The organism is Spiribacter sp. 2438, assembly GCF_009676705.1.
GTDB lineage: Bacteria > Pseudomonadota > Gammaproteobacteria > Nitrococcales > Nitrococcaceae > Spiribacter.
This window is the reverse complement of record NZ_CP046046.1, coordinates 1,874,300-1,900,931: the sequence shown is the minus strand read 5'-3', so window position 1 is coordinate 1,900,931 and position 26,632 is coordinate 1,874,300. Positions and strand designations below refer to the sequence as shown.

The following is a 26,632-nucleotide window of genomic DNA, read 5'->3' as shown; positions in this document are numbered from 1 at the left end:
GGATGCTCTTCCTCCAGATCCCGCGGGGTGGAGGCACGGCTAACACCAGTGCCCATTGCGTTGCCTCGAGTCTAACCGTTGCCTCCGAGTGGTACCAGAACCCGGTCACCGTGACGCGACGGGCCATTCGTTGACAGTGATCCTGGCGGCGGACTATTCTTATCGGCTGTTTTTTCCAACGATATCAACACAGACAAGGCGGCATCGTCATGAAGAGGACGTTCCAACCCAGCGTCATCAAGCGCAAGCGCAATCACGGATTCCGGGCCCGGATGGCGACGCGCAATGGCCGCAAGATACTCGCACGTCGGCGCGCCAAGGGACGGGCCCGCCTGACCCCATAGAACAGGTGACCGGCCAGGGCCCCGACAGCGGTTTTCCCCGATCCGCACGGTTGACCGAGAGCCGTGACTTTCATGCGGTTTTTGCCGGGGCCCGACGTTTCGCCGATCGCTACTTCACCATTCTGGCCGCGGCGGGGACCACTGACCGGGCAAGGCTGGGCCTGGCTGTTTCCCGCAAAGTGGCGCCACGAGCCATTGATCGCAATCGCCTCAAGCGGCTGATCAGGGAAAGTTTCCGGCACCAGCAGGGTTCACTACCGCCGGTGGATGTCGTGGTGATGGTCCGGCCCCTCGCAAGGCAGACGGAAAGCGCTACACTATCGGCAGCACTGGATCGACTCTGGCAACGGATAACCCGCGAATGCGCACCCTCCTGATCGCCCTTGTGCGGGCTTACAGATACTGCATCAGCCCGCTACTGGGCCCATGCTGTCGATTCCATCCCACCTGCTCAAGCTATGCCATTGAGGCCATTGAAACCCATGGCGCGCTGCGAGGCGGGTACTACGCCATCCGGCGCATTCTGCGCTGTCACCCCCTGCATCCGGGCGGTCTTGATCCTGTCCCGGAGCGAAAATCCACGAGTTCCCGTCGATGATGGATAACCAACGCCTTTTCCTGCTGATCGCGCTTGCCCTGGTCATGCTCCTGATCTGGAGCGCCTGGCAGCAGGACTATGGTCCGGGACGACCGGACGCCCCGCCGGCCGTTACCGAAGAAGCCGATCCGGCGCCCGACGAGGTAAGCCCGGATGCGCCGGCACCGGACGCCCCCCCGGCGGACGGTGTGACCGAGCCCGGGGTGGTACCGGAAGTTGAGGCACCCCGGGAGGTGTCTGCCGAGGTGATCGAGGTCACCACGGATCTGCTGGACATCGAGATTGCTCTGGACGGTGGCGATATTCAGCAGGCGGATCTGCTGCAGCACACCCTGGCAGTGGACGACCCCACCCCATTCCGGCTCCTCGGTCGGTCCGATCCGCTGTTTTTTGCGCAGTCAGGTCTGGTTGGGGACAACGTCGAGGCGCCGGGGCATCGGGCGCAGTGGAGTGCCACTGACGAGGCGTTTGCGCTGGACGAGGGCCAGGATCAGCTGGAGGTACCCCTCCGCTGGACCAGTGATACCGGCATTACCGTCACGCGGCGCTATGTCTTCGAGCGGGACAGCTATCTGATTCGGGTGATCCACGAGGTGGAGAACGCCTCCGGGGAGCCCTGGCGCGGCTACAACTACAGCCAGCTGCGGCGGACCACCGAGCGTGAAAGCCCCGGCTTTTTCGGGGCCGCCAGTTTTACCGGAGGCGCAATTTACAGCCCGGAGAACAAATTCCAGAAGATCAGTTTCGGCGACATGGAAGACGAGGACCTGTCGCGGACCATCACCGATGGCTGGCTGGCCATGATCCAGCACTATTTCCTCGCCGCCTGGGTGCCCCCGTCGGACATGACCCTGCGGTACTACTCCCGGGTCAGTAACGGCGAGTACATCCTCGGCAAGAGCGCTCCCTGGTTCGAAGTGGCCCCGGGGGAGAGCGGCCAGTTCGAAACCCGGCTGTTTGTCGGCCCCAAGGAGCAGGATCGTCTGTCGGCCATCGCCACGGACCTGGACCTGTCTGTGGATTACGGCTGGCTCACCATTATTTCCAAGCCCCTGTTCATCGCCCTGGACTGGATCCACAGCGTGGTGGGCAACTGGGGCTGGTCCATCATTCTGCTGACCCTGGGCATCAAGCTGGTCTTCTACAAACTCTCCGAGGCCAGTTATCGCTCCATGGCGCGCATGCGCAAGCTGCAGCCCGAGATGCAGAAACTGCGCGAGCGCTACGGCGACGACAAGCAGACGATGAACCAGGAGCTCATGACGCTCTACAAAAAGGAGAAGGTGAACCCCCTGGGCGGGTGTCTGCCCATCCTGATCCAGATTCCGGTGTTCATCGCCCTCTACTGGGTGTTGCTGGAAAGTGTTGAACTGCGCCAGGCACCCTGGATTCTGTGGATCAATGACCTGTCGGTGCGGGATCCGTGGTTCATCCTGCCGGTGCTGATGGGGGCGACCATGTTCCTGCAGCAAAAGCTCAATCCGGCGCCCATGGACCCCATTCAGCAGAAGATCATGATGGGGCTGCCGTTCGTGTTTACGGTGTTCTTCATGTTCTTCCCGGCGGGTCTGGTGCTTTACTGGGTGACCAACAACAGCCTGTCGATTCTGCAGCAATGGTTCATCACCCGGCGCATCGAGTCCGGCGCGAAGAGCTGACATGACCACCACCCCCACCATTTGCGCCGTGGCCACGCCGCCGGGGCGCGGTGGGGTGGGCATTGTTCGGGCCTCGGGCCCGCTTTGCCAGACCCTGGCCGAGTCCATGGCGGGCCGATTGCCGCCGCCCCGCCAGGCCGCCTTTCGCACCTTCGTGAACGCCGAAGGCGAGGCGCTGGATGAGGGCTTGGTGCTGTGGTTTCCGGGGCCCGGATCATTCACCGGCGAAGATGTCGTGGAGTTCCACGGCCATGGCGGGCCGGTGGTGATGGATCGGCTTCTGCAACGGCTGCTGTCGCTGGGGTGTCAGTTGGCCGAGCCCGGCGAATTCAGCCGCCGCGCATTTCTCAATGGCCGCATCGATCTCACCCGCGCCGAGGCGGTGGCGGATCTGATCGAGGCCGGCAGCGAAGCCGCCGCCAAAGCCGCTATCCGGTCTCTGCAGGGCGAATTCGGTCGCACGGTGGAGCGCCTGGTGGACCAGCTCACCGACCTGCGGGTGCACCTCGAATCCAGCATCGACTTTGTGGAAGAGCCACTGGAAGGCCTTGCCCTTGAAAGTCTCACCGCGCGCCTGAACGCGCTGGCGGATGAACTGGCCCGGGCCCGCACCGCAGCGGGCCGGGGGCAGCAGCTCCAGGAGGGTCGCACGGTGGTCATCGCCGGTCGGCCCAACGCGGGCAAGTCCAGCCTGCTGAACGCCCTGGTGGGGCGGGACGCGGCGATCGTCACCGAACTGGCCGGCACCACCCGGGACGTTCTCGACGCCCACTTGCATCTGGATGGCCTGCCACTGCGGGTCCTGGACACCGCCGGCCTTCGCGCGGGGGGTGACGTGGTGGAACAGGAGGGCGTGCGCCGCGCCCGGGCGGCCATGGCGGATGCCGACCGTATCCTGCTGGTTGAGGACGATACCGAACGGCAAGCGTCCATGGACGAGGAGCTGCCGGCCGGCGTACCGGTGAGTCGGGTGATGAACAAGATCGATCTGAGCGGCCGGGTGGCGGGCGCCCATGAGGACGGCGTGGCGGTGTCGGCACTCACCGGCGCCGGGCTGCCGGCGCTTCGCGAGCATCTGCGATCCGCCCTTGGCCTGGACGATGGCGAGGCCGTTTTCATTGCCCGGCGACGCCATCTCCAGGCACTGGACGCCGCCGCGCTGGCGCTAGAGGAGGCCCAGGACGCCGCCCGGAGCGGTGCGGGCGAGGAACTGGTGGCGGAGTCCCTGCGCGAGGCCCAGACCCGGCTCGGCGAGATCACCGGCGCGGTGAGCACGGAAGATCTGCTGGGTCGCATCTTTTCCACCTTCTGTATCGGCAAATAGCCCGCGCCGCCGGCGGGGCCGGGACGTTGTGGTTCCCGGTGACGGACGGCGCCGGTATCATTGCGCCCCATGGATTTGAATCGGATACACGACGTCATCGTGGTCGGGGGCGGCCACGCCGGCACCGAAGCGGCCAGCGCGGCGGCGCGCATGGGCGCTCGCACCCTGTTGCTGACCCAGAGCCTGGATGCCATCGGCCAGATGAGCTGTAACCCGGCCATCGGGGGTATCGGTAAGGGTCACCTGGTGCGCGAAATCGATGCCATGGGCGGCATCATGGGGCGAGCCATCGATCGGGCGGGCATTCAGTTTCGAACCCTCAATCAGCGCAAGGGCCCCGCCGTTCGGGCCACCCGGGCCCAGGCCGATCGCCAGCTTTATCGGCAGGCGGTTCGGGCGGAGCTCGAAGGCCTCGAATCGTTGAGCCTGTTTCAGGACACGGTCCAGGACCTGATTGTCGAGAACGGCGAGGTTCGGGGCGTGGTGACCGGCATGGGATTGTCGCTGCGCGCCGGCGCCGTGGTGCTGACCGTGGGGACGTTCCTGGGCGGCAGAATCCACATCGGTGACCACAACCGTTCCGGCGGTCGGGCCGGCGACGCGGCGTCCAACGCACTGGCCGCGCGTCTGCGCGAGCTGCCGCTGCGGGTGGGTCGACTTAAAACCGGCACCCCGCCCCGCATTGATGCCCGCAGCATTGACTGGTCGCGGCTTGCCGAGCAGCCCGGTGACGACCCGGCCCCCTACTTCTCCCGCTGGAGTCGTGGCGACGAGCACCCGCGGCAGGTGCCCTGCCACATCACCCACACCAACCCGCGGACCCACGAAATCATTCAGGGTGATCTGCATCGCTCGCCGATGTTCAGCGGCGAAATTGACGGTGTCGGCCCCCGGTACTGCCCGTCCATCGAGGACAAGGTGGTGCGCTTTGCGGATCGGGACGGCCACCAGATCTTCCTCGAACCCGAGGGCCTGGAGAGTCGCGAGATCTATCCCAACGGCATTTCCACCAGCCTGCCCTACGACACCCAGGTGGCGCTGGTGAACAGCATTGAGGGACTGGAATCCGCCCGCATCACTCGCCCGGGTTATGCCATCGAATACGACTACCTCGACCCCCGCGATCTGCAGCCCAGCCTGGAGAGCCTGCACCTGCCGGGCCTGCTGCTGGCCGGGCAGATCAATGGCACCACGGGTTATGAGGAGGCCGGGGCCCAGGGATTGCTGGCCGGTATCAACGCCGTGGCCCGGGTTCGCGACCTGCCGCGCTGGGTGCCGCAGCGGCATGAGGCGTATCTGGGGGTTCTGGTGGATGACCTCACCACCCGGGGCACCAGCGAGCCCTATCGAATGTTCACCTCCCGGGCGGAGTACCGGCTGCAGCTGAGGGAGGACAATGCCGACCTGCGCCTGATGCCCGTGGCGCGGCAGTATCAGCTGCTGGACGACGCTGACTGGCAGGCCTTTGAAGCCTATCGGGACGCCATCGACGTCGAATACCGCCGGCTCGAGACCACCTGGGTGCGTCCTCAGGACCTGGGTGAGGACGCCGGCGCCGCGCGGCTTGGTCAGCCGCTTCGTCGAGAGCAGAACCTGCTGGGTCTGCTGCGACGGCCCGAGCTGGACTATGAGCAGCTGGCCGACTTGCCGGCCATGGACGCGGCCGATCCGGCGCCCCGCGTTCGCGAACAGGTCACCATTCGTGCCCGTTATGCCGGCTATCTGAAACGTCAGGCGGACCAGGTCAGCCGGCATGAGCAGAGCGAGCACCTGGTGCTGCCCGAGGATCTGGATTATCGGGCCGTGCCGGGGCTGTCCGCCGAAGTTCGGGAAAAGCTCGCCAGCCATCGACCCGCCACCCTGGGTCAGGCCGCCCGCATCCCCGGCATGACCCCGGCGGCGGTGTCATTGTTGATGGTGCATCTGCGTCGGGGACCGTCCCGGCAGAGTGCCTGAGTGGGCGCGGATCGCCCGCCCCGGGCATTACTGACCGCCGCGCTTCGTCAGCTCTCCCTGCCCGTCGATCTGGCACAGCCCCTGCTGGCCTATCGGGATCTGCTGGTGCGCTGGAACCGGGTCTATAACCTGTCAGCGGTTCGTGATCCCGCTGAAATGATCCCCAGACATCTGCTGGACAGCCTGGTGGTTCGCCCCTGGCTGCCCGTCGGGACGTTACTGGATGTGGGTACGGGCCCCGGCCTGCCCGGTATTCCACTGGCCATGGCCGACCCGGACCGACCGATTACGCTGCTGGAATCCAACGGCAAGAAAGTCCGATTTCTGCGGCAGGCCTGCCTGGAACTGCAGCTCGGCAACGTTCAGGTGGTTCACGACCGCCTCGAAAACCACGCCCCCGAGTCCGGCTACGATGCCGTGATCTGTCGGGCATTCACGGACGCGGCCGCCTTCTGGCGGGGAGTCTCCCACCTGCTGCGCCCGGGCGCCCCGGCGCTCGCCATGAAGGGGCGCCGACAGCCCGCGGAGTTGGCAGGTCTGAAGGAGGACGGCGTATCATGCCGCTGGCAGACACTTGACGTGCCCGGTCTGGATGCGGAACGTCAACTGCTCATTATGAGGAATTCGCCATGACCCAGACCCTCGCCGTCGCCAATCAGAAGGGCGGCGTCGGCAAGACCACCACCTGCGTCAATCTCGCCGCGGCGTTGGCCGGCAATGGCCGGCGGGTTCTGCTGGTGGACATGGACCCCCAGGGCAATGCCACCGTCGGGGCGGGCCTGGATCGAAGCGCGGTGGAGGCCACCAACTACGAACTGCTCATGGGTGAAGCATCCGCGGAGGCGGTTCGATGCACCGGGCTCAGCGGGGGATTCGACCTGCTTCCCGCCAACGGCGACCTGACCGCCGCAGAAGTCGCCCTGACCGGCACGGGAGACGGCCGGGAAAAGCGTCTTGCCGAGGCGCTGGAGCCCATTCGCGCCGGCTACGACCACATTCTCATCGATTGTCCGCCGGCACTGAACGTCCTGACGGTGAATGCCTTTGTGGCCGCCGATCAGGTGCTCATCCCCATCCAGTGCGAGTACTACGCACTCGAGGGGCTGTCCGCCCTGCTCAATACCATCGAGCGGATCCGCCAGACCGTGAACCCGGCCCTGCGGATCGAGGGGTTGGTCCGGACCATGTTCGACGGTCGCAATAATCTGTCCAACCAGGTGGGGGCTCAGTTGCTGGAGCATTTTCCGGGTCAGGTTTACCGGACCCAGATTCCCCGCAACGTGCGCCTGGCCGAGGCTCCCAGCCACGGCCTGGCGGTGCTTCAGTATGACCGCAGCTCCCGGGGCGCGGTCGCCTACATGGCGCTGGCTTCGGAACTGCTGAACCGTCAGCAGGCCAACGCCGCCACCGCAGGAGGCGTGGCATGAGCAATCGACGTCGTGGTCTGGGACGCGGGCTGGACGCCCTGCTGGGCGAAGCCACCGGCGAAACCCCCGCGGGCCCCGACGCCGATCTCCGGGATCTGCCGCTGGACCAGCTGGAAAGCGGCCGGTATCAGCCGCGTCGGGAATTCGATCCGGCCGCCCTGCAGGAACTGGCCCATTCGATTCGGGCTCAGGGCGTGGTGCAGCCCATCGTGGTGCGGCCGCTGCCCGGGGCAGAGCGCTACGAAATCATCGCTGGTGAGCGGCGCTGGCGGGCGGCCCAGCTGGCCGGGCTGGAGGCCATCCCCGCCATCATTCGGGACATTCCCGATGAGATGGCGGTGGCGGTGGCGCTGATCGAAAACATCCAGCGGGAAGATCTCAATCCGCTGGAGGAGGCCACGGCGCTCAAGCGCCTCAGCGAAGAATTCGAAATGACCCACCAGGCCATTGCCGAGGCGGTGGGGCGATCCCGGGTGGGCGTATCCAACCTGCTGCGGCTGCTGGAATTGGGCGCGGCGGTGAAACGCCACATCGCCGCCGGTGAGCTGGAGATGGGTCACGCCCGGGCCCTGCTCTCCCTCGATGAGTCCCAACAGGCCGAAGCCGCCGCCAGGGTGGTCCGCCGGGGCCTGACCGTCCGCCAGACCGAAGCGCTGGTTCGCCAGCTTCAGGCCGGTGCGGCGGAAACGCCGGTTGCAGATTCCACCGATCCGAACATCCGCAGTCTCCAGCAGGATCTGGCCGACCGTCTCGGTGCCAGTGTTCGGATCGAGCACGGCCAACGCGGCAAGGGGCGTCTGGTCATCCGTTACAACAGCCTTGACGAGCTGGACGGGATTCTTGAGCACATCCGTTGAAGCGGTGATGCGGTTCGTTTACACTTCCGGCGCCTTGACCAACCCCGTTCGACCAACGGTCGGGGGTGAAGTTTGAGACGAGTCGCCCTGCGCATCGTTCGGCTTCAGCTGGTCATCGGACTGGCCGCGGCGGCCCTCTGGTGGTTTATCGGGGGACCCATCGCGGCACTGGCGGCGCTGACCGGTTTGGGCATCAGCGTCGCAATGACCGGGTACGTGGCGCTCAAGTGGGCGGTCAGTGGCTCGGCGGAGGATCCCCGGGCGATGCTTGGCGGGTTTTACCGGGCAGAAGCGATGAAGCTGCTGCTGGGGACGGGGCTGATATTTTTTGGCGTTTTCCTGTTCCGCGACCAGGCCGCCGCCCTGGTGACCACGCTGGCGCTCACGCTGGCGGCCTACGGGCTGGTTCTTTTGGGCGACATCGAATAAACGCGGACGAGACGGAGTAGAGTCAGACATGGCAGCTGGTGGTGGAGCCACGGAGTACGTCACGCATCATCTCGTCCACATGACCGTGGGCGAGGGTTTCTGGGCGCTGCACATCGACACCCTGCTGGTGTCCTGGCTTCTGGGATTCGTCTTCATCGGCATTTTCTACGCCGTGGCGCGCCGCGCCAGCGTCGAAGCGCCCACCGGCATACAAACTGCCGTCGAAGCCTGCGTCGAATTCATCGATAACCAGGTCAGCGAAAGTTTCCACGGCCCCAAGGATTTTGTCGCCCCACTGGCGCTCACCATCTTTGTCTGGGTGTTCCTCTGGAACCTCATGGACCTGATTCCGGTGGACCTGTTCCCCGAACTGCTTAAGTTCGTCGGCATCGAGTACATCCGAATTCTGCCCTCGGCGGACATGAACGCCACCTTCGGCCTCTCGCTGACGGTGCTGGCGCTGATCGTGATCTACGGCATCAAGGGCAAGGGCTGGGGCGGCTACGCCAAAGAGCTCTTCTGTCACCCGTTTGGTGCCCATCCGCTGCTCTGGCCGGCCAACCTCATGCTCAACATCGTCGAGCTGATTGCCAAGCCCATCTCCCTGGGAATGCGGCTGTTCGGCAACCTCTACGCGGCCGAGATCATCTTCATTCTGATTGCCCTGTTGCCGATTTACGCGCAGTGGATTCCCGGCGTCGCCTGGGCGATATTCCACATTCTCGTCATTCCGCTGCAGGCTTTCATTTTCATGGTGCTCACGGTTGTGTACCTGGGCCTGGCTTACGAGGAACACTGATCGGCGCCCCCGGGGGCTGATCGTTCTGGATTCAACTTAACGACCCTTGCTTGGAGGAATCATGGAAACTGCCGCTCACATCGCTCAGGTGCAGTCATTCACTGCCATCACCATTGGGCTGATTTTTGCTTTCGCCGCCGTCGGCACCGCCATCGGCTTTGCCGTGCTCGGTGGGAAGTTCCTGGAGAGCGTCGCTCGTCAGCCGGAAGTCGCCGGTGTTCTGCAGGTCCGCATGTTCATCGTCGCCGGTCTGCTCGACGCCCTGTCCATCATCGGCGTGGCATTTGCCGCCATTCTGATGTTTGCCAACCCGTTGCTCGGCGCTCTGACCTGATCGGTTAGAAGGGAGGGCTGAACCGTGGCCATCAACATCACACTGTTTGGACAGATGATCACGTTTACGTTGTTCATCCTGTTCACGATGAAATACGTCTGGCCGCCGATCAAACAGGCCATGAGCGAGCGCGAGAAGCGTATCGCCGACGGTCTGGCATCGGCCGAGCGCTCCCAGCATGAGCTTGAACTGGCCAAGGAGCGCGCCGCCGAGCACATTCGCGAGGCCAAGTCCCAGGCAGCGGAAATCGTCGAAAAGGCCAATCGGCAGGGCTCGGCCCTGGTCGAAGAAGCCCGCGAGGAAGCCCGCACGGTGGCTGAACGTGAGCGCGCGGCCGCCGAGGCCCGCATTCAGCATGAGCTCACTCAGGCCAGAGCGGACCTGCGTCGCGAGGTCTCCGAGTTGGCCATTCTGGGTGCCAGTCGGATTCTCGAGCGCGAGGTGGATGCGAGCACCCATCAGAGAATGCTCGACGAACTGACCGAGCAGGTCTGAGGCAGGCACGATGGCGCAGTCGATTACCGTTGCCCGGCCCTACGCGGAAGCCGCCTTTCAGGTGGCCCTCGACGCCGATGATCTTGCCGGCTGGTCAGCCGGTCTGGAGCGGGCGGCGGAGGCCGTCAGTCACGAATCCGTGGATCAGGTGCTCCGCAGTCCCAAGGTCGAGCCAGCGGACAAGGCGTCCCTGCTGATTGAAATTGGTGGCGAGGCTCTGCCGGCCAAGCTTCAGAACCTGATTCGGCTGCTCACCGAGCGCGGTCGCATCCTGGTGCTGCCCGAGATCAACCGCCAGTTCCAGAGCCTGCGGGAAACCCATGAGGGCACCCTCGAGGCCAAGGTGGTGAGCGCTCAGCCACTCGACGACGAGGCCCGTCAGCGGCTGGCCAAAGCGCTGTCAGAGCAGCTGAACCGCGAGGTCCGACTGGACACGGAAATCGACGAAACACTCATTGGCGGGGCGATTGTCCGCGCCGGTGACCTGGTCATTGATGGATCGGTGCGCGGCCAACTGACGCGCCTGACCGGCGCCCTGAGCCGTTAAGAGGACAGACTAGATGCAACTCAATCCCACGGAAATCAGCGACCTCATCAAACAGCGCATCGAAAACTTCGAGGCGGTGGCAGAGGCTCGCAATGAAGGCACGGTGGTCAGCGTGACTGACGGCATCGTGCGTATTCACGGCCTGAGCGACGCCATGCAGGGCGAAATGCTCGAATTCCCCGGCGAGACCTACGGCATGGCGCTCAACCTCGAGCGCGAGTCGGTGGGCGCCGTGATCCTGGGCGACTACTCCCAGCTCAGTGAAGGGGACAGCGTTCGCACCACCGGCCGCATTCTCGAGGTTCCCATCGGTGAGGCACTGCTGGGCCGCGTGGTGAACGCTCTCGGCGAGCCCATCGACGGCAAGGGCGCCATCGCCACCGAGGCCACGGCGCCGGTAGAAAAAGTCGCGCCCGGCGTGATTGCCCGGCAGTCGGTGGACCAGCCGGTGCAGACCGGTCTCAAGGCCATCGATTCCATGGTGCCTGTGGGCCGCGGCCAGCGTGAGCTGATCATCGGCGACCGCCAGACCGGTAAGACCGCCGTCGCCGTGGACGCCATCATCAACCAGAAGGGCACCGGCATTAAGTGTGTCTACGTGGCGGTGGGCCAGAAGGCCGCATCCATTGCCAACGTGGTGCGCAAGCTCGAGGAGCATGGCGCTCTGGAGCACACCATCGTGGTGGCGGCCTCCGCCGCCGAGTCCGCCGCGCTGCAGTTCATCGCGCCCTATGCCGGGTGCACCATGGGCGAGTTCTTCCGCGACCGCGGCGAAGACGCCCTGATTGTTTACGACGATCTCTCCAAGCAGGCCGTGGCCTATCGGCAGGTGTCGCTGCTGCTTCGCCGCCCGCCGGGCCGTGAGGCGTTCCCGGGTGACGTCTTCTATCTGCATTCGCGGCTGCTGGAGCGCGCCGCCCGCATTAACGAAGCCGAGGTGGAGCGCCTCACCAACGGCGAGGTGAAGGGCCGGACCGGTTCGTTGACGGCCCTGCCCATCATCGAAACTCAGGCCGGCGACGTCTCGGCATTCGTGCCCACCAACGTGATCTCCATCACCGATGGACAGATCTACCTGGAAACCGACCTGTTCAACGCCGGTATCCGGCCCGCCATCAACGCCGGCCTGTCGGTCTCGCGAGTCGGCGGTTCGGCCCAGACCAAGATCGTCAAGAAGCTCGGCGGTGGTATTCGACTGGCACTGGCGCAGTATCGCGAGCTGGCGGCGTTCGCCCAGTTTGCCTCGGATCTGGATGAATCCACCCGCAAGCAGCTGGAACGCGGCCAGCGGGCCATGGAGATCCTCAAGCAGGGCCAGTACGCCCCGCTGTCGGTGGCGTTCATGGCGGTCTCCCTGTTCGCGCTCAACGAGGGTTACCTGGATGAGCTCGAGAACAAGGAAGTCGGCCGCTTCGAGGCCGCACTGCATCAGTATGTCGCCAACCACTTCGCGGCCCTGATCAAGGAGATCAACGAGACCGGCGATTACAGCGACGAGATTCAGGGTCAGCTGCGCAAGGCGCTGGACGAGTTCAAATCGTCCGGTTCCTGGTAACGGCACGGGGTAGCTAAGGCATGTCCGGCGCAAAGGAAATCCGCACTCAGATCAAGAGTGTTGGCAACACGCAGAAAATCACCACGGCCATGGAGATGGTGGCGGCGTCGAAAATGCGTGGCGCCCAGCAGCGCATGCAGGCCGCGCTGCCGTACGCCGAGAAGATGCGCCAGGTGATCGGTCATTTGGCCAAGGCCAACCCGGAGTACGAACACCCCTTCCTGCAGCGGCGGGAGGAGGTCAACAACGTCGGGTACATCATTGTCGCCAGTGACCGCGGGCTCTGCGGCGGACTGAATAACAACCTGTTCCGCGCCATCATCAAGGACATGCGGGATCAGGAACACGCCGGGCGCTCGCTGCAGCTCTGCACCGTGGGCTCCAAGTCGATTCAGTTTTTCAGCCGCCTGGGTGCGCCGATCGTCGCCGAGGTGTCTCAGCTGGGGGACATTCCCCGCCTTCAGGATCTGATCGGTACGGTCAAAGTGATGATGGATCAGTTTGCCGAGGGCAAGCTCGACCGCATCACCATCTGCTACAACCGCTTCGTCAACACCATGACGCAGCAGCCAACCCTGGAGCAGATTCTGCCGCTGCCGGAGAGCGAAGAAATCGAGCTTCAGAAACGCACCCACACCTGGGATTACATCTATGAGCCTTCTGCCGAGGCGGCACTCGGCCTGCTGCTGGAGCGCTACCTGGAGTCTCTGGTGTACCAGGCGGTTGTAGAGAATATTGCCTGTGAGCAGGCCGCACGCATGGTGGCGATGAAGTCCGCCTCCGACAACGCCGGAAAGCTGATCGACGACCTCAACCTGGCCTACAACAAGGCTCGGCAGGCGGCGATCACCACGGAACTCTCCGAGATCGTGGCCGGCGCCGAGGCCGTCTAGCGTGGACGGTCGGATTCAAACGAACAAAACGCTTTCGCGAAGAGGAACCGCGCTATGAGTTCAGGAAAGGTCGTCCAGATCATCGGTGCCGTGGTGGACATCGAATTCCCCCGCGATTCCGTGCCCAAGGTCTACGACGCGTTGAATGTCAGTGGTCAGGATCTGGTGCTCGAAGTCCAGCAGCAGATCGGTGACGGCGTCGTCCGGGCCATTGCCATGGGCAGCACCGACGGCCTTCAGCGCAACGTCGAGGTCACCAACTCCGGCGCGCCGATTTCGGTACCGGTGGGTGAGAAGACCCTGGGCCGCATCATGAATGTGCTCGGCGAGCCGGTGGACGATGCCGGTGAGGTCGGCGCCGAGCAGACCTGGCCGATTCACCGCAAGGCGCCCACTTATGAGGAGCAGGCCGGGTCCACCGAGCTGCTGGAGACCGGCATCAAGGTGATCGATCTGCTCTGCCCGTTCGCCAAGGGCGGCAAAGTGGGCCTGTTCGGCGGCGCCGGCGTGGGCAAGACCGTCAACATGATGGAGCTCATCCGCAACATCGCCATCGAGCATTCGGGTTATTCGGTGTTCGCCGGCGTGGGTGAACGGACCCGTGAGGGCAACGACTTCTATCATGAGATGAAGGAGTCGGACGTGCTCGACAAGGTCGCCCTGGTGTACGGCCAGATGAACGAGCCGCCGGGCAACCGCCTGCGTGTCGCGCTCACCGGGTTGACCATGGCCGAGTTCTTCCGTGACGAAGGCCGTGACGTGCTGATGTTCATCGACAACATCTACCGCTACACCCTGGCGGGGGTGGAAGTGTCCGCACTGCTTGGCCGCATGCCGTCGGCGGTGGGTTATCAGCCGACGCTGGCCGAGGAAATGGGTGTTCTGCAGGAGCGCATTACCTCCACCAGCAAGGGTTCGATCACGTCCATTCAGGCGGTCTACGTGCCAGCGGACGACCTCACCGACCCGTCTCCGGCCACCACGTTCGCCCATCTGGACGCCACCGTGGTGCTGGCGCGCTCCATCGCCGAGCTGGGCATCTACCCGGCGGTGGACCCGCTGGACTCCACCTCCCGTCAGCTGGATCCCCAGGTGGTGGGTCAGGAGCACTACGACACGGCTCAGGACGTCCAGCAGGTGCTGCAGCGCTACAAGGAGCTGCAGGACATCATCGCCATTCTGGGCATGGACGAGCTCTCGGAAGACGACAAGCTCACCGTCACCCGGGCGCGAAAGATCCAGCGGTTCCTGTCCCAGCCGTTCTTCGTGGCGGAGGTGTTTACCGGTTCGCCGGGCAAGTACGTCTCCCTGAAGGAGACCATCCGTGGCTTCCGGGCGATTGTGGACGGCGAGCACGACGACCTGCCGGAGCAGGCGTTCTACATGGTCGGCAGCATCGACGAGGCGGTTGAGAAGGCCACCAACCTGTAAGGTGATCGATATGGCCATGACCATGCACATCGATATCGTCAGCGCCGAGGAGGCCATCCATTCCGGGACGGCCTCCTTCGTTCTCGCCCGGGCTGCGGAAGGCGAAGTGGGCATCTACCCGCGCCATCTGCCCATGCTGGTCCAGCTCCAGCCCGGCGAGGTCACGGTCCGGGACGAGTTCGGCAACGAAGAGTTCTTCTACGTCACCGGTGGCACCATGGAGGTCCAGCCTCATGTGGTGACGGTACTGGCGGACGCCGCCACCCGGGCCCATGACATTGACGAGGCCGCCGCCGAAGAGGCGCGGCGCCGGGCGGCGGATGCGCTGGCCAATCAGAGCAGCGAGATCGACTATGCCCGGGCCCAGGCGGAACTGGTGGAAGCCGCCGCTCAGTTGCGTACGATCCAGAAACTCCGCAAGAAAGCGCAGCGCTGACCCGTGGTGGCAGCCTGCTGCCACCGAACCGAGGCTCAGCCATGACAATACCTCCGCTCACTGTGGTCGTCCTCGCCGCCGGCGAAGGACGGCGCATGCGCTCGGACACCCCCAAGGTTCTCCACCCGGTGGGTGGCGAGCCCATGGTCGGACGAGTCCTAGATGCAGCCAACCAGTTGCACCCCCAGTCCATCGACGTGGTTTACGGCCACGCCGGCGGCGTGGTGCAGAGCGTGGTGTCCGAGTTCTACGAGGACCTGCCACTTCGATGGGTCCACCAGGCGGAACAGCTGGGTACTGGCCATGCGGTGGCCCAGGCGCTACCCGCCGTACCCGACGACCATCAGGTAGTGGTGCTCTGTGCCGACGTGCCGCTGATCCGCGTCAAAACCCTCCGGCGGTTGGTCGAAGCAGCGGCGGACGGGGTGTCGGTCCTAACCGTCGAGGTGAATGACCCCGCCGGTTATGGCCGGATCCTTCGCAACGCCGCGGGTCAGATCACCGGCATTGTCGAAGAAAAAGATGCCACGGAAGAGCAGCGCGCCATTCGCGAGATCAATACCGGCGTGCTGTGCCTGCCGGCAAGGCACCTGCGCGTCTGGCTGGACAATCTGGATGCCGGCAACGCTCAAGGGGAGCTCTACCTCACCGATTGCATCGGCCAGGCTCGTCTGTCCCGGGTGCCGGTGTCGTCGGTGGTCTGCACCGACCCCTCGGAGGTTCAGGGGGTCAACGACCGGGCTCAGCTGGGGGCGGTAGAACGGACCTGGCAGCAACGCCAGGCACAGACGCTGATGCGGGACCACGGCCTGGGGCTCAGCGATCCGGCGCGCTTCGACCTGCGGGGCCACCTCGAAGTCGGCCGCGACTGCCACATCGATGTCGACGTCCTCATCGAGGGCGATGTCGTCCTCGGCGATGGCGTGCGCATCGGGCCGTTCTGCCGAATACAGGACAGTCACATTGCCGCCGGCACCGAGCTGCTCGGCCACTGCGAGATAGAGGACAGTCACATTGGGGCGGACTGCCGGATCGGCCCCTTTGCCCGGCTTCGGCCCGGCACCCGCATGGCAGAGGGGGCCCGCATCGGCAATTTCGTCGAGACCAAACAGACCGAAATCGGCGCCGGCAGCAAAATCAACCACTTGTCGTATGTGGGCGATGCGCAGCTCGGTGCCGCCGTCAACGTGGGCGCTGGCACCATTACCTGCAACTACGATGGCCGGAAAAAACACCGGACACGGATTGGTGATGGCGTTTTTGTCGGGTCCAACAGCGCACTGGTGGCGCCACTTTCCATCGGCAACAACGCGGTGATCGGCGCCGGGACCACGGTTCGGGATGACGTGGCGGATGATACGCTGGCCGTCGACGATCGTCGGCCCCGACAGATCCCGGGATGGCGGTCGGGGTCCCCCGAGGAATAGCAGACAGGAGCGCAGGGATGTGTGGAATTGTCGGCGCGGTCGCCGAGCGGGACGTCACACCGATTCTTCTTGAGGGTCTGAGGCGACTGGAGTACCGAGGCTATGATTCCGCCGGTCTGGCGGTCATGACCGACGGTGGCGCCCTGCGCCGCCACCGGGCAGTGGGCAAGGTCGCGGCGCTGGAAGCCGCCCAGCACAGTGATCCGCTGAACGGTCACCTGGGTGTTGCCCACACCCGCTGGGCCACCCACGGCGCACCCACCCAGGCCAACGCGCATCCTCACGTGGCACGGGACGATGTCGCCATCGTTCACAACGGCATTATCGAAAACCACGAAACCCTGCGTGAGCGGCTGACCGCCGATGGCTACGAGTTTGCCTCCGAGACCGATACCGAGGCCGTGGTCAACGCCGTACATGCTCGACTGCAGTCCGGTGATGATCTGCTCGCCGCCGTGCGCGGTGTGCTGGGGGAACTGGACGGTGCCTATGCCCTCGGCGTCATCAGCCGCCGGGACCCGCAGCGGCTGGTGGCGGCACGCCGCGGCAGTCCGCTGGTGGTGGGGGTCGGCATTGGCGAATATTTCATCGCCTCGGATGTGGCCGCGTTGCTGCCGGTGACCCGGGATTTCGTCTACCTCGAAGAAGGGGATGTGGCGGACATTACCCGGCACGAGCTTCGGGTGTTTGACGCCGATGGTCGCCGGGTGGAGCGCCCGGTGCGGACCACCGAGCTCACCGCCGACGCGGCGGAGCGCGGAGATTTCCGGCACTTCATGGCCAAGGAGATCCATGAGCAGCCCCGGGCCATCGCCGAGACCCTGGAGGGCCGCATCGCCGAGCGTCACGTGCTTCCTGAAGCACTGGGGCCCGAGGCCACCGCCGTCCTCAAGGAAGCCCGGCGAATTCAGATCGTTGCCTGTGGCACCAGTTACCACGCTGCCATGGTGGCCCGTTACTGGTTTGAATCCCTGGCGGGTCTGCCCTGCGACGTGGAAGTGGCCAGCGAATTCCGCTATCGGCGTCATGTGGTCGCCCCCGGGACGCTGTTCGTGACCCTCTCCCAGTCCGGGGAAACCGCCGATACCCTGGCCGCGCTGCGGGAAGCCCGGCGGCTCGGTTATCTGGCGTCGCTGGCCATCTGCAACGTGCCGGAGAGCTCACTGGTGCGGGAGTCCGACCTGGTGATGATGACCCGGGCGGGTCCTGAAATCGGGGTCGCTTCCACCAAGGCCTTTACGACCCAGCTGGTGGCGTTGCTGCTCACAGTGATCGCCGCCGGCCGCTCCCATGGACTGTCGTCCGCGGATGAGGAGCGACTGGTGACCGGGCTGCGGCAGTTGCCACGTCAGATCGAAGCGGTGCTCGAGCTGGAAAGACCGATCGAGGCGCTTGCCGAGCAGTTCGTGGACAAGCACCACAGTCTGTTCCTGGGCCGCGGCACCCAGTATCCGATCGCCATGGAAGGCGCGCTCAAGCTCAAGGAAATTTCCTATATCCACGCTGAGGCGTATCCGGCCGGTGAGCTGAAGCATGGCCCGCTGGCGCTTGTGGACGCCGAAATGCCGGTGGTCACCGTGGCGCCCAATGACGAGCTGGTGGAAAAACTGAAATCCAATCTGCAGGAAGTCCGTGCCCGCGGTGGACGCCTGTATCTTTTCGCCGATGCCGCCACCGCGCCGGCCACCGCCGAGGACTGTCAGGTCCTGACCCTTCCCACCGTGGACGAAGTGCTGGCGCCGGTGCTCTACACCGTACCCCTGCAACTGCTTGCCTATCATGTGGCGGTGCTCAAAGGCACTGACGTTGACCAACCTCGCAACCTGGCGAAATCGGTAACCGTAGAGTAACCCTCCGTCCTAGCCGAAACGGAGGGAGCCATGACGGCGCCGCAGCGCACCGATTATCACGAGTACAAGGTCATTCATGTCACCGATGGAGGGATCAAGGCCGTCCTGCTGGGGGCCACGGGTCTGCCGATGCCGGTGATTGAGGGCGAACTCAATCGCTGGGCCGCGGAGGGCTGGCAGCTGGTGTTCATGGCCATCGAGCAGCGTCGCTTCGCACTTTTCTGGGATCGTGAGGCGGCGGTTATCACCCTGGGACGCTGAACCGGCTCACGCTTATCGCCTGATGGTTGACGTCACCGGGGTTACAATCCCGCGGTGATTAGCCCGCAAACCCGACAAACGCTGGCCGGCATCGGCCTCGCCGTGTGCATCATTCTGGCGGTTCTGGCGAGTCTGCCCGGCTGGATCGCCGGGGTGTACGCCGGCGCGGCGGCCTGGCTGGCCGGCGTGCTTCTCTGGGCCGATGTTCCCCGCCGAATCCGCGTTCAGAGCGGCATTCTGCTGCTGGTCGGCGTTCTGGGAATGGGTGCCGGTGTGGTTGGCGTCGGCCCCGGCACGGCCATCCGCGTGGGTGACCTGCCGTGGCAAGACGCCATCGCGATCAACGCCAAACTGATCGCCATGCTGGCGGCGGTGAGCTTTCTGCGCCTGATCACCGCCCCGCCGGATCCCTCGGTGGCCAGGGTGCCAACGGGGCGTCGCAGTCTGGCCGGCACCCTGGCGGGTGTTCACCTTTTTGGCGCGGTGGTCAACCTGTCCACGGTATTCATCATGGCCCGGCGGATGAGCAGCGAGGACCGTCTCAGCCGCCAGCAGTACGTCGCATTGGTGCGGGGGTTTGGCACCGCCGCCTTCTGGTCGCCATTCTTTGCTGCCATGGCCGCGGCGCTGACCTACGCCCCCGGGGCCAGACTGCCCGCATTGCTGGCTTTCGGTCTGCCATTGGCGCTGTTGTCGCTGCTGCTGACCTATCGCGACGTTAGCCGGCTTGGCGCGGAGGATTTTCGCGGTTATCCGCTGAATGTATCCAGCCTCTGGCTGCCTGCGTTGCTGGCGGCGCTGATACTGGCCGCCCACGGCTGGCGAGCGGACCTCTCCATTCTCGGTTTGATCGCGTTGCTTGCCCCCAGCGTGACGGTGGTGACCCTGGCCGTCCGCCGCCGGTCGGTCGTCAATGAAGTGACTGTCCACTTCCGCCGAGGCCTCCCAGCGATGAAGGGCGAACTGGTGCTGTTTTTAAGCGCTGGCGTCATGGCCACCGGTCTGACGGTGCTAATGGCCGTGACCGAGTTGTCCCTGCCGATGCAGGATTTTGGCGGTCGGGAAGCCGCCTTATTACTCGCAGCGCTGGTGGCCGCCGCCATTGTCGGAGTGCACCCCGTCATTGGCGTCGCCGCTGCCGCGCCCCTGGTCGCCCCCCTGAACCCCGACCCCAGCCTTCTGGCTAGCGTCTTTCTGGCCGCCTGGGGCATCGGCGTCTCCGCCAGCCCCCTCTCCGCCATGAACCTCGCCATCCAGGGCAGCTACGGCATCCGCCCGGGCCAAGTACTCAAATGGAACCTTCCCTTCGCCGTCGCCACTCTCCTCATCGCCGCCACCATGCTCCTCGCCCACCCAGCGGGATGAGGATTTTGCCTGTCCCCTATCGAGGTCATGCGGGGCATGGGTCCTGAGCCATGTGTCTGTCCCGTATTTCACGGGAGCCGGACACCGACTCAGGATTTGCCAGCGGTGAAGCCACCATCCACTAGCAGGTCAGTACCCGTGATAAAGCTGGCTTCGTCGCTGAGCAGGAATACCGCCGCGTTGGCGATTTCTTCGGGCTGGCCCAACCGACCAATGGGATGCAGTGACGTAAGGAAATCCAGCGCTTCCTGGTCCAGCACGTCGAGGATGGGAGTCCGCACATAGCCCGGGGAGACACTGTTCACGCGGATCCCCTGCTGAGCAGTTTCCAGCGCAAGGGTCCGGGTGAGATTGATCACTCCGCCCTTGGCCGCACTGTAGGCCGGGGTTTGTGACTGTCCCACATGTCCAAGAATCGAGGCGCAGTTCACAATGCTGCCGCTCCGGCGCGGAACCATGTAATGCAGCGCCGAGCGGGCCACCTTGAAGACACCACTGAGGTTGATGTCGATGACTTTCTGCCAGTCTTCGTCGGTGGTGTCTGCGCTGGGCGTAATTGCTCCGATTCCCGCGTTATTGAACAAGCCATCAACGCCGCAGAATCGCTCCGTGGCCTCGAACAGAGCCTCCACCTGTCCTGTATCCGAGACATCGACATTCAGGTATCTCACCGCGTCCTTACCCAGCTCATCCACCAGGCTCTGGCCTTTGTCCTCATCCAGATCGGCAATAATGACGCGCCCACCCTCATGCACGATCCGGCGCACTGTCGCCTCACCGATTCCACTGGCACCGCCGGTAACGATGAATCCTTTGTCCTCGAGTCGCATTCAGTTGCTCCTTCCAGCTTTCAGCACTCCGTTTGCGGCCGCCTTATTGTCGCGTCGGCTCGGAGTGGTCTCTGTCTAGCGGCCGTTGGCCGACCGGTTTTTGTCTGTCCTCTAAACTCTCGCATCGAGGGCAACGCCCTCCGGCGGTTAGATGGACGTGACCGGCCGCCGTTCAGTCTCTGGTCAGCTGTCCGGGTTCTGATTGAGGATGAGGGCCATGCGATCGGCTTCCTGGCGGGCCTGAACCAGCGAGGTGATGTCGTACTGAACGCCGAGGTAATAGATCAGGTTGCCCTGCTCGTCCCGCAGCGGCTGGATCGTCAGCTGGTTATGAAACAAGGTGCCGTCCTTGCGATAGTTCCGTAGCACCACCTCAGTCCGGCCGCCTTCGGCGACGGCCTGGCGAATAGCCTCAAGCCCGGGCTGATCCCGGTCGTCACCATGCAGGAAGCGGCAGTTGCGCCCGATGATCTCTTCCTGGGGATAGCCGGTCATCTCGGTGAAGACCTGATTGGCGAAGACGATGGGGTTGTCCGGCTGATCGGGATCGGACAGCGTGATGCCGTTAACGCAGGTGTCGAGTATTTGCGTCAACACGCTGGGGATGATGCAGGGATCCTTTTCAGGGGTGAAGTCCATCGTTTTGCTCCTGGCTATATCTACGGGTCAAGGCGAGCGCCTAGGGCATTTCCGTCTCGACCAGAATCTTGAGATTGCGTGTTACCCGGTCCACACCGCTCTGTACGGCGTGACGGATCAGTTTTTCGAACGGGCGGAAAGCCAGGCCGATCTGGCCTAATTCAAACGAGAATGTCAGCTGCGTGTCCGTTGTGCCGGCTTCGGTGAAGAGAAAGTCAATGAAATAAGGATCCTTGACGCCGCGGAATGAGACGCGCTGCTGAGGGATTAATTCGACCACCTCGAAATCCGTCGCCGTGCGGCGTCCCTGATCGACGCGAACCTGACGTGCGCGCCAGCCCGGGACCAACGGGCCCTGGCTCAAGGGCTTGAGGCTCTTCACCTCCGGAGACCAGCGCGGATAGTTGCGCACGAAATCATTAACGACAAACGCAAACACCTGTTCCGGCGGCCTGCTGATCTGAGCGCTCGAACTGGTCTGGATCATATGGCCCTCGGTAGTGGACAGGCACCAACCTTTAGAGTCACCTTAACCCCTGAAGCGTGGTTGCCCAAAGCGGAGGGCTGAGGCCCGGGGAGAAGTTATGGGACAGACACGAGGGTCTCGGGTGGTTACCTCTGTGGGGCAGGCAGTCAAATGCGGGTATTTGTCTGTCCTCTTACTTGCCCTCGCCCTCGCATCCGGCAAAGTCACTGCAGCAAAGGAGTTCCTCGAAGCGGGGCCGCAGTGGAGCCCTCAGGAGGTGGTGGCCATTCAGCTCGATGCGCTGCAGCGCAATGACGAGCCCACCCCTAATGCGGGCATCGAGCAGGTCTGGAAGTTTGCGCACCCTCGAAACCGCGCAATGACGGGTCCGCTATCGCGCTTTATCCGGATGGTGAATGGCCCGGGTTATCGGCCGCTGGTGGGTCACCGCTTCCGCGAGGTCAGAGAGATGCGCCGGGACGAAGACAACGCGGCGTATGCGGTGCGCGTGCTTGCTGAGGATGGGGGCTTCTACAACTTTATCTGGCAGTTGGCACGGGTCGACCTGGAGCCGGGTCGCTCGTGGATGACCACCCAAGTGGCCCCAGGCCAAAGGACGGGCGAGCAATTGTCCATGGAGACCCTGGATCAGGCGGGTTTGGCGCGGCTCGAGTAAAACAGGGACTCTCTGAGAGACCGCCCGCGCAAAAATTTCCGATTGAGCCTAGCTGCTACTGTCCTGATTGATTCCGCAGGGCCGAACCAGATGCAGACACGACTGTTGCTTTGCGAGACGAACCGGACATAGCCCTCGGGCTGTAAGTCGAGGCGCTGGAATATGCCCGGCAGGGCGCGTGGTATTTTGCCTGGCTTTCCTGAGGCAACCGCGCGACCAGACCAGTCCACCAGGTTCAGGTATTCCCCCACACTCAAGGGGGCCTCCGATGGCGAATCCTGACTGCCGAAGACCGGCAGGAGGGGCTCGTCCAGCGGTATTCGCTGCCTTATTCGGTCCTGTATCGAGGTAAAGTTTGACTGCTCCGGAGTGGTCGCGAGTCCAGCGCGAATGGGGTTGAGATCGACGTAGGCCATGGCCGCCAGAACCGCTCGGTCGGAGAGCAGCGCCTGGCTCCGATATCGACCCTCCCAGAAATGCCCGGTGACGTCGTCTTCGCGATTCGCCATGCGCGCGATTGGCTGATTGATAGCCCGCATGAACCAGGAAATGCTGGCCAGTCGGGCACGATAGGTTTTTATCAACACATGCAATTGCATGCGCTCTGCTCGGGACATTGGCTGGCCCTGGACATAGCGATCAATAACCGGAGGCCCTTGATAAACCTGCCGCCATCGCCGTACGACCTCGCGGTCGCTCCAATTGACAGCCTTCGATGGAGCGATCCGCACCACCAGGTGAAAGTGATTCGACATGATGGCGTATGCATGAACCTCAATGGCGAACGCGGAGGCCGCAAGCCGAACTCGTGAGCGGATCCACTCGCGACGATGGCTGAAGTCCCGCCCCGTTTCCGGATCCCGACCGCACAGGAACTGCTGGCGCACGCAGCGTGACGTAATGTGGTAGTACGGCGTTGTATCAAGGTTTACCAGTTGGCTTCGAGGCAGTGTCATGGCGCTGTGGTTTTGCGGATGGTTTGCCACAGCGTCCCAGATCGGCTCACCATTCGCTGGGATTTGGTTCACATCGTTGGCCTTGTCCGGAATTAGGGGACAGACACTTTGCGCAATTTATTCCTCACGGGAGGGTCAGGATGACATCGCCGCAGTACACCTTTCCGCCGCCGCCGACGCCTGCGTTACCAACCGCTGACGGTGAGCTCTTCCCGGTCCGACGGGTCTATTGCGTTGGCCGGAATTACGCGGATCACGCGGTGGAGATGGGGCATGATCCCGATCGGGAGCCGCCCTTTTTCTTTCAGAAAAACCCGCAGGATTTGGTGGTGGATGGGCTGTTTCCTTACCCAGCCCGCAGCCAGGACGTTCATCACGAGCTTGAACTAGTCGTCTTCCTGCAACAGGGCGGGCGCCAAATCGACGAGGAAGAAGCGCTCGGGTGTGTGTGGGGTTACAGCGTGGGCCTCGACATGACCTGTCGCGATATCCAGGCGGAGGCGAAGGCAAAGGGAAGGCCATGGATTGATGCCAAGGCGTTTCCCCGGTCTGCGCCAGTCGGGATGCTGCAATCGGCTTCGGCGATCGGTCATCCGACCAGCGGTGCTCTGGAGCTCCGGGTGAATGGCGAGCTGCGTCAGCGGGGCGATCTCAATCAGCAGATTTGGACTGTCCCCGAAATCATCGCGAACCTCTCACAACGTTTTGAGTTGGCTGCCGGCGATGTGGTCATGACTGGGACGCCAAGCGGGGTGGGGCCAGTTCAGCGGGGTGATCGGATAGATGGTCTGATTGAAGGGGTCGGCGAGCTCGTAGTCACCGTAACCGAATAAACAGGCCGGGCACTTCGGAGTGCCCGGCTCAGGCAGATCTCCGCTACTTCAGCGTCGTGCTGACTTCAACATTGCCCTTGGTTGCGTACGAATACGGACACACGACATGGGCCTTTTCCATAAGCTTTTCGGCTTCGGCAGGCTCGAGCCCGGGCAGCTCAACGGCGAGATCAACGGCGATGCCGAAACCCGCTCCATCATCCCGTTTGCCGAGCGAGACGCTGGCCGTGACTTTGGTTTCCGCCGGCACTTTAATGCCTTCCTGTCCGCCGACGAACTGCATGGCACCCAGGAAACAGGCCGAGTAGCCGCAGGCGAACAACTGCTCTGGGTTGGTTCCCTCGCCGCCGGGTCCACCCAGCTCCTTGGGCGCGGTCAGTTTCACATCCAGCGAGCCGTCATCGATTGATGCATGCCCATCGCGCCCGCCTGTGGCGGTGCCGGTCGTTGTGTAGAGCACTTCCATTCAGATCCTCCTTCCATTGCTGCCTGGCTGACTCATGTCAGCGAACGTTGGTGTCTGTCCTCTAGCTTTCTCAGCCTACAGTTCCGACTCTCGGACATCAGCCTGAGTGCCGTAGGTTTTTTCTGAGCAGGCTGCCAAGATGTGTCTGTCCCCTATCTCGGTCAAGGAGAACATATCGTGAAACGCGATACGCGGATCGTGCATGCCGGGCGGCCGAAGTACCGGGCGGGCAGCCGGCCGGTCAATCCGCCGGTGGTTCGGGCGTCAACCGTAGATTTCGAGAGTCTGGACGCGATGGATGCAGCCGAGCGCGGGAGCCGGGCCGGGGAGCCAGTCTCGGCTTATGGGATTCATGGGACAGACACAACATTCGCCCTCGAGGCATTCATCACCGAACTGGAAGGCGGGTTCGGAACCAAAATTTTCAGCTCGGGCCTCGAGGCGATCAGCAGCGTTTTCCTGGGTTACCTAAAGCCAGGCGATCATGTCCTAGTGGTCGACACGGTTTACTCGCCGGTTCGAAGGCTGCTGCATCGATTCCTCGGCGAGCGCGGGATCGGCTTTGACTTCTACAGCCCCCGCGAGCCCGACATCCAGCGCTTAATTCGCGATAGCACGCGCATGATCTACACCGAGACTCCGGGCTCGGTGACCATGGAACTCCAGGACATCGGCACGCTGGCGCAGCTGGCTCGGCAGCATGACGATCTGTTGGTCGTTTGCGACAACACCTGGGCGTCCGGATTCTGTTATCGGCCTCTCGAGCATGGTGCACACCTCTCGATTGTCGCCGGTACCAAGTACCTCAGCGGTCACTCGGACGTGCTGATTGGCTCCGTGACGGCGGAGTCATCCACTTTCCCGACGCTTCACCGAACCCGAGCACTCCTCGGCTGCTCCGTTTCACCGGATGACTGCGCATTGACGCTTCGCGGGGCCCGAACCCTGCACGTGCGATATCCCGCCCATGCTGAACGGGCACTGAAGGTCGCCGGCTGGCTGGAGTCCCGCCCCGCCATTGCCCGCGTTCTCTACCCCGTGCTGCCGTCCAGCCCGGATCATTCGCAGTGGCAATCCCAGTTCGACGGCGCCGCGGGCCTGTTCACCGTGGAGCTCGCCGGGGAAGTTAGGGGACAGACAAAAAAGTTCGTCGAAAACCTCACCCTCTTCGGGCTCGGTGCATCCTGGGGTGGGTTTGAAAGCCTGGCGCTGCCCTGCGACGTGGCCGCCAATCGGAGCGTGGATGACTGGAGTGAGCGCGGAGATCTGGTGCGGCTTCACATCGGCCTGGAGGACCCACAGGACCTGATCGACGATCTGGATACGGCCCTCTCGACCCTCCGCTAGCGACGATGCGCCAGCGTCTATAGCCGTCCGGTGACGTCGTGCTGAACCGCCACATAATGCGTGACGGTTTCACCTTTCTTCACGGGAATCACGATCCACTCCAGGATGAATTCGTTACCGTCCTTGCGGTAGTTGATGGTTTCTCCGTGGAAAACCTCGCCGCGCTCGATCTGATCGGCGAGTCGCTGGAGCACCTCCCGCTCGGTATTGGGGCCCTGAAGCATGCCGGGCGTTCGGCCGAGGACCTCTTCCGGGGCATAGCCGGTCATTTCGGTGAAGGCCTCGTTCACATAAACGATGGGACCCGCGCCGCCGGCGGGCAAGGCCTCGGTGATGGTTATGGCGTTAAAGGCCCAGTCCGCCGCCGTTTTGAAAATCTGATGGCCCTGTTCGTCGGAAAGGCCGGGAATGTCTATCGCCATGTCGGTTCTCC

The 26,632-nt window shown here is 63.7% G+C and carries 31 protein-coding genes; 25 read left to right on the top strand and 6 right to left on the bottom strand.

The window, feature by feature from the left end; translation table 11 throughout:
* The first annotated feature begins 209 nt into the window (after positions 1-209).
* The 22 genes from rpmH to GJ672_RS09410 all read left to right on the top strand — a co-directional run bounded on the left by rpmH (position 210) and on the right by GJ672_RS09410 (position 19,986).
* Complete coding sequence (gene rpmH, locus GJ672_RS09515) at positions 210-344, top strand: 50S ribosomal protein L34 (protein WP_154296949.1); 135 nt, start codon at positions 210-212, stop codon at positions 342-344.
* 50 nt (positions 345-394) lie between these two features.
* The gene (gene rnpA, locus GJ672_RS09510; protein WP_229381892.1) at positions 395-721 is read left to right on the top strand and encodes a ribonuclease P protein component; all 327 of its coding nucleotides are present in this window, start codon (positions 395-397) and stop codon (positions 719-721) included.
* Complete coding sequence (gene yidD / locus GJ672_RS09505; protein WP_229381891.1) at positions 706-942, top strand: membrane protein insertion efficiency factor YidD; 237 nt, start codon at positions 706-708, stop codon at positions 940-942. Before rnpA ends, yidD begins: the two co-directional genes overlap by 16 nt.
* The gene (gene yidC, locus GJ672_RS09500) at positions 939-2,600 is read left to right on the top strand and encodes a membrane protein insertase YidC (protein ID WP_370517586.1); all 1,662 of its coding nucleotides are present in this window, start codon (positions 939-941) and stop codon (positions 2,598-2,600) included. The genes yidD and yidC overlap by 4 nt, the downstream gene beginning before the upstream one ends.
* Before the next feature lies 1 nt (position 2,601).
* A complete protein-coding gene (mnmE, locus tag GJ672_RS09495) occupies positions 2,602-3,924 on the top strand; it encodes a tRNA uridine-5-carboxymethylaminomethyl(34) synthesis GTPase MnmE (protein ID WP_154296946.1) in 1,323 nt (440 codons plus the stop codon).
* Positions 3,925-3,993: 69 nt separating this feature from the next.
* Positions 3,994-5,880 carry a tRNA uridine-5-carboxymethylaminomethyl(34) synthesis enzyme MnmG gene (gene mnmG / locus GJ672_RS09490; protein ID WP_154296945.1) on the top strand — a complete coding sequence of 629 codons (1,887 nt, stop codon included), beginning with the start codon at positions 3,994-3,996 and terminating at the stop codon, positions 5,878-5,880.
* Positions 5,881-6,513, top strand: coding sequence for a 16S rRNA (guanine(527)-N(7))-methyltransferase RsmG (rsmG, locus tag GJ672_RS09485; protein WP_154296944.1), 633 nt, complete (start codon positions 5,881-5,883; stop codon positions 6,511-6,513).
* Positions 6,510-7,307 carry a ParA family protein gene (locus GJ672_RS09480; protein ID WP_154296943.1) on the top strand — a complete coding sequence of 266 codons (798 nt, stop codon included), beginning with the start codon at positions 6,510-6,512 and terminating at the stop codon, positions 7,305-7,307. The genes rsmG and GJ672_RS09480 overlap by 4 nt, the downstream gene beginning before the upstream one ends.
* On the top strand, positions 7,304-8,164 hold the full coding sequence (locus GJ672_RS09475) for a ParB/RepB/Spo0J family partition protein (RefSeq protein ID WP_154296942.1): 861 nt from the start codon (positions 7,304-7,306) through the stop codon (positions 8,162-8,164). The genes GJ672_RS09480 and GJ672_RS09475 overlap by 4 nt, the downstream gene beginning before the upstream one ends.
* Positions 8,165-8,236: 72 nt before the next feature.
* Positions 8,237-8,593 (top strand): ATP synthase subunit I, encoded by a 357-nt coding sequence (locus tag GJ672_RS09470; RefSeq protein WP_154296941.1) that lies wholly within the window; start codon positions 8,237-8,239, stop codon positions 8,591-8,593.
* Positions 8,594-8,621: 28 nt separating this feature from the next.
* Complete coding sequence (gene atpB, locus GJ672_RS09465) at positions 8,622-9,392, top strand: F0F1 ATP synthase subunit A (protein ID WP_154296940.1); 771 nt, start codon at positions 8,622-8,624, stop codon at positions 9,390-9,392.
* A gap of 79 nt (positions 9,393-9,471) precedes the next feature.
* Positions 9,472-9,726, top strand: coding sequence for a F0F1 ATP synthase subunit C (atpE, locus tag GJ672_RS09460; protein ID WP_370517611.1), 255 nt, complete (start codon positions 9,472-9,474; stop codon positions 9,724-9,726).
* Positions 9,727-9,750: 24 nt separating this feature from the next.
* Entirely contained in the window at positions 9,751-10,221 is a 471-nt protein-coding gene (locus GJ672_RS09455) for a F0F1 ATP synthase subunit B (protein WP_154296938.1), read from the top strand.
* Positions 10,222-10,231: 10 nt separating this feature from the next.
* On the top strand, positions 10,232-10,768 hold the full coding sequence (locus GJ672_RS09450) for a F0F1 ATP synthase subunit delta (protein WP_154296937.1): 537 nt from the start codon (positions 10,232-10,234) through the stop codon (positions 10,766-10,768).
* Between the two features lie 13 nt (positions 10,769-10,781).
* Entirely contained in the window at positions 10,782-12,323 is a 1,542-nt protein-coding gene (gene atpA / locus GJ672_RS09445; protein ID WP_154296936.1) for a F0F1 ATP synthase subunit alpha, read from the top strand.
* Between the two features lie 20 nt (positions 12,324-12,343).
* Entirely contained in the window at positions 12,344-13,216 is an 873-nt protein-coding gene (atpG, locus tag GJ672_RS09440) for a F0F1 ATP synthase subunit gamma (protein ID WP_154296935.1), read from the top strand.
* 54 nt (positions 13,217-13,270) lie between these two features.
* A complete protein-coding gene (gene atpD, locus GJ672_RS09435) occupies positions 13,271-14,647 on the top strand; it encodes a F0F1 ATP synthase subunit beta (RefSeq protein ID WP_154296934.1) in 1,377 nt (458 codons plus the stop codon).
* A gap of 10 nt (positions 14,648-14,657) precedes the next feature.
* Positions 14,658-15,083 carry a F0F1 ATP synthase subunit epsilon gene (locus tag GJ672_RS09430; RefSeq protein ID WP_154296933.1) on the top strand — a complete coding sequence of 142 codons (426 nt, stop codon included), beginning with the start codon at positions 14,658-14,660 and terminating at the stop codon, positions 15,081-15,083.
* Positions 15,084-15,124: 41 nt separating this feature from the next.
* The gene (glmU, locus tag GJ672_RS09425; RefSeq protein WP_154296932.1) at positions 15,125-16,510 is read left to right on the top strand and encodes a bifunctional UDP-N-acetylglucosamine diphosphorylase/glucosamine-1-phosphate N-acetyltransferase GlmU; all 1,386 of its coding nucleotides are present in this window, start codon (positions 15,125-15,127) and stop codon (positions 16,508-16,510) included.
* Positions 16,511-16,527: 17 nt separating this feature from the next.
* On the top strand, positions 16,528-18,360 hold the full coding sequence (gene glmS, locus GJ672_RS09420; RefSeq protein WP_154296931.1) for a glutamine--fructose-6-phosphate transaminase (isomerizing): 1,833 nt from the start codon (positions 16,528-16,530) through the stop codon (positions 18,358-18,360).
* Between the two features lie 30 nt (positions 18,361-18,390).
* The gene (locus GJ672_RS09415) at positions 18,391-18,621 is read left to right on the top strand and encodes a DUF4177 domain-containing protein (protein ID WP_154296930.1); all 231 of its coding nucleotides are present in this window, start codon (positions 18,391-18,393) and stop codon (positions 18,619-18,621) included.
* 54 nt (positions 18,622-18,675) lie between these two features.
* Positions 18,676-19,986 carry a hypothetical protein gene (locus tag GJ672_RS09410; protein WP_154296929.1) on the top strand — a complete coding sequence of 437 codons (1,311 nt, stop codon included), beginning with the start codon at positions 18,676-18,678 and terminating at the stop codon, positions 19,984-19,986.
* Positions 19,987-20,075: 89 nt separating this feature from the next.
* Here GJ672_RS09410 and GJ672_RS09405 read toward each other — a convergent pair whose 3' ends face one another.
* The 3 genes from GJ672_RS09405 to GJ672_RS09395 all read right to left on the bottom strand — a co-directional run bounded on the left by GJ672_RS09405 (position 20,076) and on the right by GJ672_RS09395 (position 21,942).
* On the bottom strand, positions 20,076-20,816 hold the full coding sequence (locus tag GJ672_RS09405; protein ID WP_154296928.1) for an SDR family NAD(P)-dependent oxidoreductase: 741 nt from the start codon (positions 20,814-20,816) through the stop codon (positions 20,076-20,078).
* A gap of 183 nt (positions 20,817-20,999) precedes the next feature.
* Positions 21,000-21,455 (bottom strand): PAS domain-containing protein, encoded by a 456-nt coding sequence (locus tag GJ672_RS09400; protein ID WP_154296927.1) that lies wholly within the window; start codon positions 21,453-21,455, stop codon positions 21,000-21,002.
* Positions 21,456-21,495: 40 nt separating this feature from the next.
* Positions 21,496-21,942: an SRPBCC family protein gene (locus GJ672_RS09395; RefSeq protein ID WP_154296926.1), complete on the bottom strand. Its 447-nt coding sequence runs from the start codon at positions 21,940-21,942 to the stop codon at positions 21,496-21,498.
* A gap of 259 nt (positions 21,943-22,201) precedes the next feature.
* On the opposite strand from GJ672_RS09395, the gene GJ672_RS09390 reads away from it, so the two are divergent.
* The gene (locus GJ672_RS09390) at positions 22,202-22,597 is read left to right on the top strand and encodes a DUF4864 domain-containing protein (RefSeq protein WP_195759508.1); all 396 of its coding nucleotides are present in this window, start codon (positions 22,202-22,204) and stop codon (positions 22,595-22,597) included.
* Here GJ672_RS09390 and GJ672_RS09385 read toward each other — a convergent pair.
* Positions 22,570-23,625 (bottom strand): transposase, encoded by a 1,056-nt coding sequence (locus GJ672_RS09385; protein WP_154296924.1) that lies wholly within the window; start codon positions 23,623-23,625, stop codon positions 22,570-22,572. The two genes, GJ672_RS09390 and GJ672_RS09385, sit on opposite strands and share 28 nt — an antisense overlap.
* 68 nt (positions 23,626-23,693) lie before the next feature.
* Between GJ672_RS09385 and GJ672_RS09380 the strand changes: the two genes are divergently transcribed.
* Entirely contained in the window at positions 23,694-24,386 is a 693-nt protein-coding gene (locus GJ672_RS09380; protein ID WP_154296923.1) for a fumarylacetoacetate hydrolase family protein, read from the top strand.
* Between the two features lie 43 nt (positions 24,387-24,429).
* Here the strand turns inward: GJ672_RS09380 and GJ672_RS09375 are convergent, their stop codons facing one another.
* Positions 24,430-24,852: an organic hydroperoxide resistance protein gene (locus GJ672_RS09375; RefSeq protein ID WP_154296922.1), complete on the bottom strand. Its 423-nt coding sequence runs from the start codon at positions 24,850-24,852 to the stop codon at positions 24,430-24,432.
* A gap of 177 nt (positions 24,853-25,029) precedes the next feature.
* Between GJ672_RS09375 and metC the strand changes: the two genes are divergently transcribed.
* Positions 25,030-26,199: a cystathionine beta-lyase gene (gene metC / locus GJ672_RS09370; RefSeq protein ID WP_229381890.1), complete on the top strand. Its 1,170-nt coding sequence runs from the start codon at positions 25,030-25,032 to the stop codon at positions 26,197-26,199.
* 17 nt (positions 26,200-26,216) lie between these two features.
* Here metC and GJ672_RS09365 read toward each other — a convergent pair whose 3' ends face one another.
* Positions 26,217-26,621: a PAS domain-containing protein gene (locus GJ672_RS09365; RefSeq protein WP_154296920.1), complete on the bottom strand. Its 405-nt coding sequence runs from the start codon at positions 26,619-26,621 to the stop codon at positions 26,217-26,219.
* Positions 26,622-26,632 lie beyond the last annotated feature (11 nt).

Coding starts and splice junctions, on each gene's coding strand:
- rpmH (WP_154296949.1), top strand. CDS start 210: ATGAAGAGGACGTTCCAACCCAGCGTCATCAAGCGCAAGCGCAATCAC.
- yidD (WP_229381891.1), top strand. CDS start 706: ATGCGCACCCTCCTGATCGCCCTTGTGCGGGCTTACAGATACTGCATC.
- yidC (WP_370517586.1), top strand. CDS start 939: ATGATGGATAACCAACGCCTTTTCCTGCTGATCGCGCTTGCCCTGGTC.
- mnmE (WP_154296946.1), top strand. CDS start 2,602: ATGACCACCACCCCCACCATTTGCGCCGTGGCCACGCCGCCGGGGCGC.
- mnmG (WP_154296945.1), top strand. CDS start 3,994: ATGGATTTGAATCGGATACACGACGTCATCGTGGTCGGGGGCGGCCAC.
- GJ672_RS09480 (WP_154296943.1), top strand. CDS start 6,510: ATGACCCAGACCCTCGCCGTCGCCAATCAGAAGGGCGGCGTCGGCAAG.
- GJ672_RS09475 (WP_154296942.1), top strand. CDS start 7,304: ATGAGCAATCGACGTCGTGGTCTGGGACGCGGGCTGGACGCCCTGCTG.
- atpB (WP_154296940.1), top strand. CDS start 8,622: ATGGCAGCTGGTGGTGGAGCCACGGAGTACGTCACGCATCATCTCGTC.
- GJ672_RS09450 (WP_154296937.1), top strand. CDS start 10,232: ATGGCGCAGTCGATTACCGTTGCCCGGCCCTACGCGGAAGCCGCCTTT.
- atpA (WP_154296936.1), top strand. CDS start 10,782: ATGCAACTCAATCCCACGGAAATCAGCGACCTCATCAAACAGCGCATC.
- atpG (WP_154296935.1), top strand. CDS start 12,344: ATGTCCGGCGCAAAGGAAATCCGCACTCAGATCAAGAGTGTTGGCAAC.
- atpD (WP_154296934.1), top strand. CDS start 13,271: ATGAGTTCAGGAAAGGTCGTCCAGATCATCGGTGCCGTGGTGGACATC.
- GJ672_RS09430 (WP_154296933.1), top strand. CDS start 14,658: ATGGCCATGACCATGCACATCGATATCGTCAGCGCCGAGGAGGCCATC.
- glmU (WP_154296932.1), top strand. CDS start 15,125: ATGACAATACCTCCGCTCACTGTGGTCGTCCTCGCCGCCGGCGAAGGA.
- glmS (WP_154296931.1), top strand. CDS start 16,528: ATGTGTGGAATTGTCGGCGCGGTCGCCGAGCGGGACGTCACACCGATT.
- GJ672_RS09415 (WP_154296930.1), top strand. CDS start 18,391: ATGACGGCGCCGCAGCGCACCGATTATCACGAGTACAAGGTCATTCAT.
- GJ672_RS09405 (WP_154296928.1), bottom strand. CDS start 20,816: ATGCGACTCGAGGACAAAGGATTCATCGTTACCGGCGGTGCCAGTGGA.
- GJ672_RS09400 (WP_154296927.1), bottom strand. CDS start 21,455: ATGGACTTCACCCCTGAAAAGGATCCCTGCATCATCCCCAGCGTGTTG.
- GJ672_RS09395 (WP_154296926.1), bottom strand. CDS start 21,942: ATGATCCAGACCAGTTCGAGCGCTCAGATCAGCAGGCCGCCGGAACAG.
- GJ672_RS09380 (WP_154296923.1), top strand. CDS start 23,694: ATGACATCGCCGCAGTACACCTTTCCGCCGCCGCCGACGCCTGCGTTA.
- GJ672_RS09375 (WP_154296922.1), bottom strand. CDS start 24,852: ATGGAAGTGCTCTACACAACGACCGGCACCGCCACAGGCGGGCGCGAT.
- GJ672_RS09365 (WP_154296920.1), bottom strand. CDS start 26,621: ATGGCGATAGACATTCCCGGCCTTTCCGACGAACAGGGCCATCAGATT.